Below are 12783 nucleotides of genomic sequence, written 5' to 3' on the forward strand. Positions count from 1 at the left end.
GATTGAATATGGGCCTGTGGCGCGAAACCCCGGATCTTGAACAACTGAATGCCAACAGTAAGAACACCATTCTCGAACTGCTCGATATTCGCTTCGAGTCTTTTACTGAGAACTCCCTGACCGCAAGTATGGTGGTCGACCATCGCACTCATCAGCCTTATGGCCTGCTGCATGGCGGTGCTTCGGTGGTGCTCGCTGAATCTCTGGGCTCGTCGGCCAGCTATCTGTGCATCGATACCAGCAAATACTTCTGCGTCGGCATTGAGGTCAATGCCAACCATCTGCGCGGCGTGCGCAGTGGTCGGGTAACGGCCGTGGCGTACCCGGTGCACATCGGTCGCACCACTCATGTCTGGAATATTCGTTTGACCAGCGAGGATGGCAAGGCGAGTTGCATCTCGCGGTTGACCGTTGCCGTGGTACCGCTGGGGCAGGAACCTCCGGCGCGTTAGGTGCCGGTTATGCCGTATGGTGGCCGGATCGTCGTGTGCGATGGCCATTACGATCATTGCCGAGTGAGCAGCTCATTGCGCACAATCGCAACTGATTTGGCTCAATGAGTGCTCCGGCATGTCGCAACAGGTGTTCTTCGCTCACGCCAACGGTTTTCCGTCCGGCACTTATGGCAAGCTATTCTCCGCGCTCGCGCCGGACTACGCCGTTAGCCATCTGGAACAACATGCCCATGACCCGCGTTTCCCGGTGGATGACAACTGGCTAAATCTGGTGGATGAGCTGATTCACCATTTGCGCGAGCAGCCTGAACCCGTCTGGGGCGTGGGTCATTCCTTGGGCGGCGTATTGCACTTGCATGCGGCGATGCGCAGCCCGGAACTGTATCGCGGCGTCGTCATGCTTGATTCCCCGGTGCTGACCCTGGCGGATCAATGGATGATCCGCGCCGCCAAGCGCTTTGGTTTTATTGACCGCATTACCCCGGCCGGGCGTACGCTGGGGCGTCGCGAAGCGTTTGCCGATCTTGAATCGGCGCGTCGTTACTTCTCTGGCAAAACCCTGTTCCGTCGCTTTGATCCCGAGTGTCTCGATGCCTATCTGCAGCACGGCTTGCGAAGCGATGGCGAACAGCTGCGCCTGCGTTTCGACCCTGCTACGGAAATCAGTATCTACCGCAGTGTGCCGCACACCAGTCCTGGGCCTTCGCGGCAGCTCAAAGTGCCGCTGGCGATGGTGCGTGGTGAGCACAGCCGAGTGGTCATGCGCCACCATGCGCGCTCTGTCAGGCGAATGCCTTTGGGCGAATATCTGTCGATGCCGGGCGGACACATGTTTCCACTGGAGCAGCCTGAAGCGACCGCACAGATGCTCAAGTCTTTGTTTAGCCGATGGGCCGCAGGCGCTCGCGTATGAGCCAATCAGTCGAAGAGGTTCGCCTGAGTCTGCCGCACATCGAATTGGCTGCCCATCTGTTTGGTCCCGAGGATGGCCTGCCAGTGATCGCTCTGCATGGCTGGCTCGATAATGCCAACAGCTTCGCGCGTCTGGCCCCGCGGCTTCACGGCTTGCGTATTGTTGCGTTGGACCTCGCGGGGCATGGGCATTCAAGTCACCGGCCAACGGGGGCGGGCTATGCGTTGGCGGATTACGTTCATGACGTGCTGCAAGTCGCCGAGCAACTCGGCTGGCAGCAGTTTTCGTTGCTCGGCCATTCTCTGGGAGCAATTATTTCGGTGTTCCTGGCCGGAGCGTTGCCCGAACGTGTTTCGCGGCTGGCGTTGATCGACGGTCTTATTCCGCCTATGGGCGAGGCCGATGATGCGCCAGGGCAATTGGGTAAATCCTTGCAGGCGCAACTTCGGCTGGCAAACAAGCGCAAGCCGGTTTATCCCGATCAGGATCAAGCCATCTGCGCACGAATGAAGGGCGCGGTCGCTGTCACGCGTGAGGCCGCTGAGTTACTCGCTCAGCGTGGTTTGATGCCTGTGCCGGGTGGTTACACCTGGCGCAGTGACGGACGCCTGATGTTGCCCTCGGCGATTCGTATCACTCGCCAACAAGCGATGGCGTTTGTCGACGCAATCCGCTGTCCGACACATTTGGTAGTAGCTTCTCAAGGGTTGCTGGCGCAGAACGAATCGCTGCTTTCAGGGCTGCCTTTTGAGGTTACGGGCCTGTCAGGAGGCCATCATTTGCATTTGAATGATGAAGCCGGGGCAAGCGCTGTTGCAGACTGTTTCAATCGCTTCTTCGCTGCGCCTTGACTTGCGCAAGGCAACTGCCGAGGCTGAGCGGGTTGAAACAGGAATCAATCATGATGGATCTATGTATCGTTGTACCCTTTGAACTGCCCGTTAACGCTATTTCCCTGAACGTGCCGCGATGAGCGCGTCTATGGGTTTTACTCGCGCGCTTGGAGTGGCGTTGTGTGCATCTGCATTCAGCACATCGTTATGGGCTGCCGATGTCCCCGGCAGCAGCGATCTGCAGATCGTGCCAAGGCTGACCGACGCCGAAATTGTCGATTATCGTCCGGCTTCCGAGCTGGAACGCATCTATCCCATGGGCTCGATCCGAAAGATCAGTGGCCAGTTGCGCTTTGACGGCCAGGTCAGCGCGAGGGGCAATGTGACCGGCGTGACCTATCAGTTGCCTGCTGAACGCACGTCCTATGAGGCTTTCACGGCTGCACGTGAAGCCTTGCAGGCGCAAAATGCCGAGTTGTTGTTCTGGTGTCAGGCCCGGGACTGCGGTGAAAGCAGCCTGTGGGCCAACGAGGTATTCGGCAATGCCAAGCTGTACGGCGCTGATGAGCAGCAGGCTTATCTGCTGCTGCGTCTGGCCGAGCCCAAAGCCGATACCCTGGTCGCTCTCTACAGCATCACCCGCGGTAATCGCCGGGCCTACCTGCATGTCGAACAGTTCGACTCCGCCGCGCCACTGGGCGACCTGATGCCCACTTCGGGTACGCTGCTCAGGCAATTGAAAAGCACCGGCAAGCTGGCTCTGCCCAAGCTGGTGGGTGAGCCTCAGGACGCATGGCTGACGCTATTGTCCCGTGGTCTGAATCTCGACAGCAGCCTGCGCGCCACGGTATCCGGCCCGCAAGCCGAAGCATGGCGTCAGGCGCTGGTCAGCAAAGGGGTACGAGCGGCCCGTCTGGAAGCAGGGAGCGGCGATTCACCTGGCCTGCTTATCGAACTCATTCGCTGAACGCAGCTCATACGCTGGTCCACGGCGGACACTGACGTTGTCACTGTTCGCCGTTATGCTTCACTTCTGATGTCCTGACCCTTCTTTTGGAAACTGCTCATGTTCAATAACGATCGCCTGTTGGTGCAGATCCTGCTCCTGGCGCTGCTCGGTGCCTGTGTCTGGGTGATGGCGCCATTCTGGTCGGTGCTGTTCTGGGGCGCGGTGCTGGCATTTGCCAGTTGGCCGCTGATGCGCTTGCTGACACGCTGGCTCGACGGCCGCGAGTCGCTTGCGGCATTGATCCTGAGTCTGGGCTGGATGGTTCTGGTCGCCGCGCCGCTGGTCTGGCTTGGCTTCAATCTGGCTGACCATGTGCGTGATGCAACAGCGCTGGTCAAGGATATCCAGGTCGACGGTCTGCCCGATCCACCCGGCTGGTTGGGCAGTGTTCCATTGGTTGGCGAGCGGCTGGTCGCATTCTGGAACAGCATTGATGAACAGGGCGCGGCAATGATGACGACCATCAAGCCGTATCTTGGTCAGGTGGGTAACTGGCTGTTGGCGCGCAGTGCGCAGATCGGGGGCGGAATTCTCGAACTGACCCTGAGCCTGGTGTTTGTATTCTTCTTCTACCGCGACGGCCCGCGATTGGCGGCTTTTGTGCTGCGTTTGCTGGAACGTTTGATCGGTGACCGGGCGCAGTATTACCTGGATCTGGTGGCAGGCACCGTTCAGCGAGTCGTCAACGGCGTGATCGGTACCGCTGCCGCGCAAGCGGTGCTGGCGTTGATCGGTTTCCTGATTGCCGGCGTGCCGGGCGCTTTGGTGCTGGGCATCATGACGTTCATGTTCAGCCTGATCCCGATGGGACCACCGCTGGTGTGGATTCCTGCGACGGCGTGGCTGGCATGGAATGGTAACTATGGAATGGCCGTCTTCCTGGCCATCTGGGGCACGTTCATCATCAGTGGTGTCGACAACGTGCTCAAGCCTTACCTGATCAGTCGCGGCGGTAACCTGCCGCTGGTGATCGTATTGTTGGGTGTCTTCGGTGGTTTGCTGGCGTTCGGCTTCATCGGCCTGTTCATTGGCCCGACGCTATTGGCTGTGGGTTACAGTCTGGTCACCGACTGGGCGCGCAGTGAGCGTCCAGCCAGGAGTTGATGTGATCCAGCATCATGCGGCCGGGAAGGCTGTGTGAAAACGTAGCGAAAATGAGCATTTTTTCGGCTGTTTTCTCACGCAGTATTGCCGAGCGCATTAGTTTTCACACCGTCTGCGGGAGGGCGGAGTCCGTCGTTTCTCCCGGACGCTCGGAGGTGTTTAGCGTTTCCGGCATCGCCAGCAGCAACAGCAGTGCTGCCGTGGCGATGGCCGCAAGGGTCAGAAACGCCGCGTTGTAGCCAGCATGCTGGACGATGAGTCCGGCCAGACCGTTGCTCAGCGCCGCGCCCAGACCGAATATCGTGGAGATGACCCCAAGGCTCACGCTGAAGCGTCCAGTCCCTTGTGTCAGGTCCTTTACCACCAGTGGAAACAACGCGCCGAACAGTCCTGCACCTATACCGTCAAGCAATTGCACGGCGACCAGCCAGAAAGGGTTATCGGACAGCACATAGAGCACACCGCGTATTGGCAGGATCAGAAACCCTGCCAGCAGCAATGGTTTGCGCCCCCACACGTCAGCCTTGGCCCCCACCAGCAGCGCAATGGGCACCATGACCCATTGGGCCGCGACGATGCAGGCCGAGGTCAATGGCGTCGCCAATTGCAGATTTACCTGTGCCAGCTTCTGGCTCACCAACGGCAGCATCGCTGCGTTTGCCAAGTGGAAGAGGGCGCAGCAGGCGGCAAATAACAGCAGCGTTTTGTTGCTTGCCAATGCTTTGAAGCCGGAAGGCTGAGCGCCGTGCTGCGCATCTCCAGGGCTCAGCTCGCGGGCCACATCATGGTTAATCGCCTTGGCCGACACGCAACTGACTGCAATGACGCTGGCGATTGCCATTGCCGCCATCAGATAAAACACTGCGATAGGGCCGAAAAGGTATGCAAAGCCGCCAGCCAGCATCGCTGCGCAGGCGTTACCCGCGTGGTTGAAGGTTTCGTTGCGTCCGGTTCGGCGGGTGAATGCTTTGGGGCCAGTAATTCCCAGCGAAATGGCGGCGATGGCCGGGACGAACACCGATGCGGCGATCCCGCTGACCGCTTGGGTGATGGCAATCAGGCTGACCGAGGAGGTAAAGGGCAGCACCAGGCAACTTGCCGTCACCAGCAGCGCAGCCACCGCGACCACTGCGCGTTTGTAATGGGTGCTGTCGATCAGCGCGCCTGCCGGTCCTTGGGTGACCAGGCCCGCTATCGCGGCAACTGTCATGACCACGCCGATGCTGGCCGGGTCCCAGTGATGAACCGCCAGCAGGTAGATGGCCAGATAAGGTCCAAGTCCGTCGCGAACGTCGGCTAGAAAGAAATTCAGAGCATCCAGTGAACGGTTATTACGGCGTTGGGTAAGGGCGTCCACGGGATGTCTCGATTGGTCGATGATTGAGCTTGGAGCCGCCGCTTCGAAAAAGGTTTGCGTCGGCGCAAGTTTTCATCTGAATACGATCACCTGGGTGAAGCGTTCCAACGGTTCCATGCAATCGCGTAGGGCTGTAACAGGAGTTAGATTCCAGCCGGACACCGTTGAATTATTTGGAATTCCCGGCAAGGGTCCACTGTCATACCGACGTTGAGCAATGATCCGCCGTGGCTGCTGCGCCGCGTGCAGGGCGCTCGTTGGCATGGAATGGAGGAACCATGAGTCAGACAGTCCTTGAGAGAGAAACCGATCGTCGACAACTGCAGAGCATTATTGGTGGCCTGTCGGACGGGGTGCTGTTGATCGAACTGGATCAGAGCATTCTGTGGGCCAATGAGTCCGCGCTGGCGATGCACGGTGTCAATCATGTCAAGGAGCTGGGTCGTAACGTCAGAGAATATGCGTCGCGGTTCCATCTGCGCTATCGCAACAATCACCCGCTTTCGCTGGACCACTACCCGATCAGCCGAATCGCCCAAGGGGAATCCTTCAGTGATGTCGTTGTGGAGGTCAGACCAGTAAGCGATGAAGAGAAGTGCTGGGTGCATCGGGTGCGTAGCATGGTTCTGGACGGCCGCTCCGGTGAGCCGGAGTTAATGGCGCTGATCATTACCGATGCCACTGAACTGGCCAGTGCCGAGCAGCGTTTCGAGCGCACGTTCGCGGCCAATCCAGCACCGGCTGTTATCTGTCGGCTGAGCGATTTGCGTTACATCAAGGTCAACCCGGGGTTTCTGGAAATGACCGGCTACAGCCGCGAGCAAGTGATAGGCCGTTCGGTTTATGAACTGGACGTGCTGGAAAATGCCGAGCGCAAGGATTTGGCCATCGAGCGTCTCAACGACGGTGGCACCATCCCGCAGATGCAAGCCGAGCTGAAACTACCCGATGGCGGCAGCAAGCTGGTGATCGTCGCCGGGCAGCCGCTGGATATCAATGAAGATGACTGCATGCTGTTTTCATTCATGGACATGGAACCTCGTCGCAAAACTGAAACTGCGTTGCGCCAGAGCGAAGAGCGCTTCGCCAAGGCTTTTCGGCTGACACCCGTGCCGACTCTGGTGTGCAATGCCGAGTCGCAGTTTGTCGTCGAGGTGAACAATGCCTTCATCAATACCACCGGTTTTACCGCTCAGGAATTGACGGGCCGATCCATTCAGGAACTCGGCTTCATTGACGACAAAAAGACTTGTGAACAGATTTTCGATGTCTTGAAGAAAGTCGGCAGCATCGAGGGCATGGAACTCAAGGTGCGCAAGCATGGTGATGAGGTCATCGACTGTGTGCTGTCTGCCGATACGGTGGTCATTCAGGACGTCCCCTGTTATCTGCTGGTGCTCATGGATATTTCGGAGCGCAAGCGATCTGACCTGGAATTGATCGCCGCCATCGAAGAAGTCATGCAGGACGCCTCCTGGTTTGCCCGTTCACTGATCGAAAAACTCGCCAACGTGAAGAAGGGCAAAGCTCCGCAATTGCCAGGCAGTTCGCTGACAGACCTGACCACTCGGGAAAAGGATGTGCTGGGATTGATCTGCGAAGGTCTGGCCGACAAGGAAATCGCCGCACGCCTGAAGCTAGCGCCCAATACGGTACGCAATCACGTGGCAACCATGTACTCCAAGCTAGGTGTGCACAGCCGGGCTGAGGCAATTGTCTGGGCACGCGAGCGGGCGTTATTTGCGAGTGACAAACACAAGCAATAGCACTAGTCGAAAGTGCAAATGCACTAGTGCCACCAGTGCAAATTCGTCTGTTGGTGGTGAGGCCTTTTTCTTTAACCTGACGGTCCATTTTCCGGACCTTTTCAGGGGCCTCAGTTGCAGACTTTCAAACGCTCCCGGATGCACGATGGTCGATTAAACGGTGGCCAGCGGTGAGCTGGCTCTCACAGGTACGTCAGGAAATCGAAGGCAGTTTCGAGCCACTGGCGTGCGAGTGTCTGGTCGGGGGCGATGCTTCCCTGAGCGTTCGCGTTTTTGACCGAGAGTCGGGGCGTGTCGATCTGATGGTCATCGGGATCGCCATTGACCAGCTCAAAACCCATCAAGACGTCCTGGCGCTGATCAACGAGCTGCGCGATGACTTGGGTATCATCCGCATGAGCCATCTCGATACTGAACCCTCTTCACAGGCGTGACTGCCCGCTACATCACGCTCCTCGAGTACGCCTTTCAGGCCGCGCTGTCGCGCAACAAACATCGGATCTCGGTCAACCCGAAATTGCGTTCTGGTTGATGAGAGCTTGTTGTAGCGGCGCTGCCGCTACAACTCGGCCCGGTACAGCTCAAGCTCTTACAGTCCAGGCATCTACAGTTCAAGCACCTACAGCTCAAGGACCAGAGGATGGATCCCGCTCTGGTCTTCTGCCGGAACAGCGCAGCAGATCAGGACCATGTCCTCCTCTGGCATTTCTGCCGGAGGATTGGGGTAGTGGACATTGCCGCTGACCCGGCGGGTCTTGCAGGTTCCGCACGAGCCCCCGCGACAGCTGAAGTCTGGAGACAGTCCCCGACTTTCTGCCAGCTCCAGCAGGCTGCCACTTTGCGGTGTCCAGCGAGCTTCCTTGGCTGACTCCGCGAAGTAGACCGGTACCGGGCTGCTGGCGGCAGGTAATTGCGCAAGCGCCGGTGTTTCCCCGGCGACATTACGCTTGAGTGTCGAGGGGCCAAACGCCTCGGCATGAATGCGCGAATCCGGGATATTGACCCTTTGCAGACCGTCGTAGATGTCCTGAGTGAAGCTTGCAGGACCGCACACATAGAAGTCGTAATCGTCGAGTAGCAGATTGGCCGTCACGTGTTTGAGTCCCAACCGTCCCGAGAATTGGTAATTCACGCCCATCACCGCATCATCTTCAGGCGCGCTGAGCACACGCCAGCAATGCACAAGGCCTGATGCTCGTTGCAGGAGCACTTTGAGTTCGTTCTGGAAGGGCAGATCCTTCAAGGTTCTGGCGCTTTGAAACAGGTACACGGGCTGCTTGCGTTGCTGCTTTTCGATCTGGTCGACCAGCTCTCGCACCATTGATATCAGAGGGGTGATCCCCACGCCTGCGCCGATCAATACCGCCGGCCTGTCCACATCGGTTTTTAGCGTGAAGCTTCCCAGCGGCGGGCGTACTTCCAGTGTGTCGCCTACGCGCAGATTTTCGTGCAGGTAGCGTGAGGCAGGGCCCTGCATTTTGACGCTGATGCGCAAATGGCCGTCAGAGGGCGCACTGGAAATGCTATAGGTCCGGATCAGCGCTGCACCATTGCCTGCGGGCAAACGAACGGGCAGATGTTGTCCTGGAGCGAACGTCACGGTGCTGCCGTCCACGGGCTGGATGAACAGCGAGCGGATCTCTGTACTTTCTTGCTCGACGCGAGTCACTCGCCACTGATGCCATTGCCGACGCTGCTCGCTTTGCTGCAGCCGCTGATCCGCCTGGGCCCAGGTGCCTGTCATCAGACTGGTCGGTGCGAAGTCCTCAAAGGCCCAGCGGATCGAGACTGCCGCAGGGCGAAAAACCACGGACTCCACATCAAATGTCCACAAGCGCTCAGCCCCTTCAAAGGCCGCGATCATCGGGCTTTCCAGAATCAGTTCGGTACGCCCGGTGAGTTGCAGCATATCGCCGGTCTCGAAATCGATGAACAGCAAACCGGCCTTGGGGTTGACCTCGAGGTTACCCAGCGTGTTGAAGTGCAAATTACCGGCGTAGTCCGGAATCGTCAGATGGTTGCCTTCCACTTTGACGAACCCTGGTCTTCCTCCCCGGTGCGATACATCGACGGAGCGTTGCTGATCCTCGTGATCAACGTAGCTGGCGACAAATAGCGTGTCTGCGTCGCGGATGATTTTGCTTGTCCGGTCGTCCAGCGCAGCAAGGTCCAAGCGCCGGGACGGGGACCCGGTGATGACCGGCGCTCTGGAAAAGTTACGTTTCTGGATGTACTGGGGGCAATTGCCGAAAGCATGCTCGACGGCTATTTCCAGCCGATCCTCTGCAGTCTCTGTGATCACTCCATTGATGCGATTGCGGCGTCGTGTATGCAACTCGATCCCCAGCATGCCGATCGCATTGCCCGCTTGCAGGCCCATAGCCGCTGGGTCTTGCTGGTCAGGCGATACATGCAGGGTCAGGCGTCTTGGATCGGGAGAGGTGATGAAACCGTCCGGCCCTTCGATGAGGGTTGCCCATGGCCTGTGTTCTGCATCCACCGCACCCACGATCATGAAAGGCAACTGCTGGTAAAAGTCCCGGTGTTGATCGGGCATGTAGTCGCGGATCACCTTTTGGCCAAAAATCTCCATCCGGTCAGACACGCCGACTCGTTCCTGAAGGATTTTTTCACCTGCGTGCCAAGGGGACTGACGGTGTTTGGGGAGCACATATTCCATGGTAGGGCACTCTCGAGTAGACAGTCGGGGGGGCTCAATCTGCCTGTAGGCCTACAGCGGTGTGTTGCATCGGGACAAAACCGGGAAGCGCCTGCACTCGTTCCAGCCAGGCGCGCACATTGGGGTAGTCCTCCAGCGACACGTTGCCTTCCGGGGCGTGGGCGATGTAGGCGTAGTTCGCGATATCTGCGAGGGTTGCCGTGGCGCCTGCCAGGAACGGTGAAGCGCCCAGCTCGCGCTCCATCTCCTTGAGCAGGGTGTGGGCACGGCTGATGACCTCATCGGCATTGAGCTTCGCGCCAAATACCGTGATCAGCCGGGCAGAGGCCGGACCATAGGCCAGCGGGCCTGCTGCTGCCGACAGCCAGCGTTGAATGCGCGCGGCGGCGAGAGGTTCTTCTGCCAGCCACTGACCTTTACCGTAGCGCTTCACCAGATAAACCAGGATCGCGTTGGAATCGCTGACAACGGTGCCTTCATCGTCTATCACCGGCACCTGCCCGAGCGGGTTCAGGGCGAGAAAGGTGGGTTGCTTGTGCTCACCTTTGGCCAGATCGATAGAGATCAGCTCATGAGGCAAGTTGAGCAGCGCCAGCAGCAGCTCGACGCGGTGTGCATGGCCTGAAAGAGGGTGACGATAGAGTTTGATGGTCATGTCTGAAGCTCCTTGGGTGGCAGCGTCGGGACGAAGCGGGGGACTCACGCTGAGGGGGCATACTGCGCCCGTCGGCGTGTGGGCAGAATCACCAGACTGGGCAATCCACAATTTCACTTTCTGAAATGACGGAGTCCGGACTTGTCCAGCAACTGACCTGGTTCAGTGATGGAAGGCCGGGTGAGCACGCAGGCGCGGTACCGCGAAGTCGAGGAACGTCCGGACGCGCCCCGACGCTTTCCGACCCTCGCGGGACATGAGTTGCGCCGGTAGATTGGGTGTGGCGAAGCGCTCCAGTACAGGTTCGAGCATACCGCTGTGCAGTTCCTGATGAGCTTCGTAGCTCATGCATTGGGTCAACCCCAGTCCGGACACCGCAGCTTTAATAGCGGCATGCCGGGTCGTACAGGTCAGGACTGGCGTTGACCTGAACGGTCGGCAGGACGAGCTGTAGGGTTGGCGCCATTCGGCTAAATGATCCATTGAACCGGTCAGGATGGTTCGATGCGCCTTGATGTCCTCAGGGGTATTGGGCCGTCCCCATTTATTCAGGTACTCAGGTGAGCCGCAGATCAGCGGCTTTACCGTACCGATCGGAATGGCGAACCCGCTTGAGTCGGGAAGATGGCCGACCACGAGGGCGACATCGATGCCTTCTTCCAGCAGCTTGGGAGTGTTTTCCCGGGAGTGGGTCAGCACCTGTACATCAGGAAATGCTTGCAGATACTCAAGGGCAATCGGCATGAACACCTGATGAGTCATCAGCAGCGGCAGAGATACCGTCAAGTGTCCGGCAGGATTGGCGTGTATGCCACGCACCGAGCGATCAGCATCGGCGATGTCCTGCAGGATCAAACGTCAACGTGTCGCGAAGAGTTCACCCTCCGGACTCAGGTTGACCCCGCGCGAGCTGCGGATCAGCAGGGCACAACCCAGACGGCCTTCCAGTATTGTCATCGTGCGGATAATCGTGGCCTGCGACAGCTCCATGTGCCTTGCTGCCGACGCCAGGCTGCCGGCCCGGGCCACCGCATCGAAAATCTCCATTTCCCGATACCGGCTCATGGCGCTACTCCGTCTTGGTTTCAAGCAGGGCGGGATGTTTCAGGAGGCCGTTGTAGCAGTGGTCGACGAACGTGCGCACTTTGCCTGATAGCGGTCTACCACTTTGGTAAAGGATGTGAACTGCAAGCCGCTTTGTGCTGAATGCATCGAGCACATCTCGAGTTCGCCTTTGGCGACTGACTCCGCCACCTGGTAGGACAAAACACGCGTGAATCCCCAGCCCATGCGCGCGGCATTGATTGCCGCCTGATTGGAGCTGACCACCAGGCGCGGTTGCGGCGACAGGGAAAGCTCACTGTCCGGGCCATCGAACTCCCAGTGGGTTAACAGGGTGCTGGCAGAAGACATGACAATTTGCGCGGTCTGCAGATCCTGCGGGGTGTCGGGTCTGCCGACGCGATCCAGAAACTGCGGAGCGGCACAGATCACCGGCCTTATTTCACCCACTTTGAGCGCATGAAAATCTCCCTCCGGCAGTTGACCGATACGTATCGCGACGTCCACGGCTTCATCGACGATGTTGACCAGTCGATCAACGAGCAGCGCATTGACGGTTACTTCGGTGTGTTCGTGGAGGTAGTCGGTAATCAGTGGGATCAGGAACAGCTCCCCGAACATGACCGAGGAGGTCACCGTCAAGTTGCCGCGTACCCGGATGTTGCTTCCGCTGGCCTGCTCTTCGGCCTCCTGAAGCTCCAGCAAAATGCGTCTGCAGTCTTCGACATAACGCTGACCGGCTTCGGTGAGTCGCAGGCTACGAGTGCTTCGCGCCAGCAGCGAAATGCCCAGCCGCTTTTCAAGAGCGGCAATGGCGCGGGTCACGCCGGGCGGCGACATGCCGAGCAGCCTGGCCCCACCCGCAAGGCTGCGCGCCTCTGTCACTGCCAGCAACACCTTCATTTCTTGAAACCTGTCCACAGTCACCTTCCGCGCTGGAGTCCGTTGA

General features: G+C 58.7%; 12 protein-coding genes and 1 pseudogene. 7 read left to right on the plus strand and 6 right to left on the minus strand.

Annotated features, from left to right (window positions below):
* The first annotated feature begins 8 nt into the window (after positions 1–8).
* From AUC60_RS13440 to AUC60_RS13460, 5 genes are all read left to right on the plus strand, one after another.
* A complete protein-coding gene (locus tag AUC60_RS13440) occupies positions 9–452 on the plus strand; it encodes a hotdog fold thioesterase (RefSeq protein ID WP_087267940.1) in 444 nt (147 codons plus the stop codon).
* 118 nt (positions 453–570) lie between these two features.
* Complete coding sequence (locus AUC60_RS13445; RefSeq protein ID WP_087267943.1) at positions 571–1368, plus strand: alpha/beta fold hydrolase; 798 nt, start codon at positions 571–573, stop codon at positions 1366–1368.
* Positions 1365–2219 carry an alpha/beta hydrolase gene (locus AUC60_RS13450; RefSeq protein WP_087267947.1) on the plus strand — a complete coding sequence of 285 codons (855 nt, stop codon included), beginning with the start codon at positions 1365–1367 and terminating at the stop codon, positions 2217–2219. The genes AUC60_RS13445 and AUC60_RS13450 overlap by 4 nt, the downstream gene beginning before the upstream one ends.
* A 130-nt stretch (positions 2220–2349) precedes the next feature.
* Positions 2350–3168, plus strand: a complete 819-nt coding sequence (locus AUC60_RS13455) for a DUF4892 domain-containing protein (protein ID WP_087267951.1) — start codon at positions 2350–2352, stop codon at positions 3166–3168.
* 99 nt (positions 3169–3267) lie between these two features.
* Positions 3268–4314 (plus strand): AI-2E family transporter, encoded by a 1047-nt coding sequence (locus AUC60_RS13460; protein ID WP_087267954.1) that lies wholly within the window; start codon positions 3268–3270, stop codon positions 4312–4314.
* 103 nt (positions 4315–4417) lie between these two features.
* On the opposite strand, the gene AUC60_RS13465 is transcribed toward AUC60_RS13460, so the two are convergent.
* Positions 4418–5671 carry an MFS transporter gene (locus AUC60_RS13465; protein WP_087267957.1) on the minus strand — a complete coding sequence of 418 codons (1254 nt, stop codon included), beginning with the start codon at positions 5669–5671 and terminating at the stop codon, positions 4418–4420.
* A 278-nt stretch (positions 5672–5949) separates the two neighbouring features.
* Here AUC60_RS13465 and AUC60_RS13470 point away from each other — a divergent pair, with 278 nt between their 5' ends.
* Complete coding sequence (locus AUC60_RS13470) at positions 5950–7437, plus strand: helix-turn-helix transcriptional regulator (RefSeq protein WP_087267960.1); 1488 nt, start codon at positions 5950–5952, stop codon at positions 7435–7437.
* A 170-nt stretch (positions 7438–7607) separates the two neighbouring features.
* A complete protein-coding gene (locus tag AUC60_RS13475) occupies positions 7608–7871 on the plus strand; it encodes a DUF1652 domain-containing protein (protein ID WP_087267963.1) in 264 nt (87 codons plus the stop codon).
* 185 nt (positions 7872–8056) lie between these two features.
* Here AUC60_RS13475 and AUC60_RS13480 read toward each other — a convergent pair whose 3' ends face one another.
* From AUC60_RS13480 to AUC60_RS13495, 5 genes and pseudogenes are all read right to left on the minus strand, one after another.
* Positions 8057–10117, minus strand: coding sequence for a pyridoxamine 5'-phosphate oxidase family protein (locus AUC60_RS13480; protein ID WP_087267966.1), 2061 nt, complete (start codon positions 10115–10117; stop codon positions 8057–8059).
* A 34-nt stretch (positions 10118–10151) separates the two neighbouring features.
* On the minus strand, positions 10152–10772 hold the full coding sequence (locus AUC60_RS13485) for a glutathione S-transferase family protein (RefSeq protein WP_087267968.1): 621 nt from the start codon (positions 10770–10772) through the stop codon (positions 10152–10154).
* Between the two features lie 162 nt (positions 10773–10934).
* A complete protein-coding gene (locus AUC60_RS13490; protein ID WP_338014029.1) occupies positions 10935–11627 on the minus strand; it encodes a LysR substrate-binding domain-containing protein in 693 nt (230 codons plus the stop codon).
* Positions 11628–11630: 3 nt separating this feature from the next.
* Positions 11631–11837, minus strand: coding sequence for a helix-turn-helix domain-containing protein (locus AUC60_RS28340; protein WP_338014030.1), 207 nt, complete (start codon positions 11835–11837; stop codon positions 11631–11633).
* 4 nt (positions 11838–11841) lie between these two features.
* Positions 11842–12737: pseudogene (locus tag AUC60_RS13495) on the minus strand (LysR family transcriptional regulator).
* Between the last annotated feature and the right edge of the window lie 46 nt (positions 12738–12783).

The organism is Pseudomonas caspiana (assembly GCF_002158995.1).
Lineage (GTDB): Bacteria > Pseudomonadota > Gammaproteobacteria > Pseudomonadales > Pseudomonadaceae > Aquipseudomonas > Aquipseudomonas caspiana.

Excerpts from the sequence above, each read along its gene's own strand:
- AUC60_RS13440 (WP_087267940.1), top strand. The coding sequence starts at position 9 with ATGGGCCTGTGGCGCGAAACCCCGGATCTTGAACAACTGAATGCCAAC.
- AUC60_RS13445 (WP_087267943.1), top strand. The coding sequence starts at position 571 with ATGTCGCAACAGGTGTTCTTCGCTCACGCCAACGGTTTTCCGTCCGGC.
- AUC60_RS13450 (WP_087267947.1), top strand. The coding sequence starts at position 1,365 with ATGAGCCAATCAGTCGAAGAGGTTCGCCTGAGTCTGCCGCACATCGAA.
- AUC60_RS13455 (WP_087267951.1), top strand. The coding sequence starts at position 2,350 with ATGGGTTTTACTCGCGCGCTTGGAGTGGCGTTGTGTGCATCTGCATTC.
- AUC60_RS13460 (WP_087267954.1), top strand. The coding sequence starts at position 3,268 with ATGTTCAATAACGATCGCCTGTTGGTGCAGATCCTGCTCCTGGCGCTG.
- AUC60_RS13470 (WP_087267960.1), top strand. The coding sequence starts at position 5,950 with ATGAGTCAGACAGTCCTTGAGAGAGAAACCGATCGTCGACAACTGCAG.
- AUC60_RS13480 (WP_087267966.1), bottom strand. The coding sequence starts at position 10,117 with ATGGAATATGTGCTCCCCAAACACCGTCAGTCCCCTTGGCACGCAGGT.
- AUC60_RS13485 (WP_087267968.1), bottom strand. The coding sequence starts at position 10,772 with ATGACCATCAAACTCTATCGTCACCCTCTTTCAGGCCATGCACACCGC.
- AUC60_RS28340 (WP_338014030.1), bottom strand. The coding sequence starts at position 11,837 with ATGAGCCGGTATCGGGAAATGGAGATTTTCGATGCGGTGGCCCGGGCC.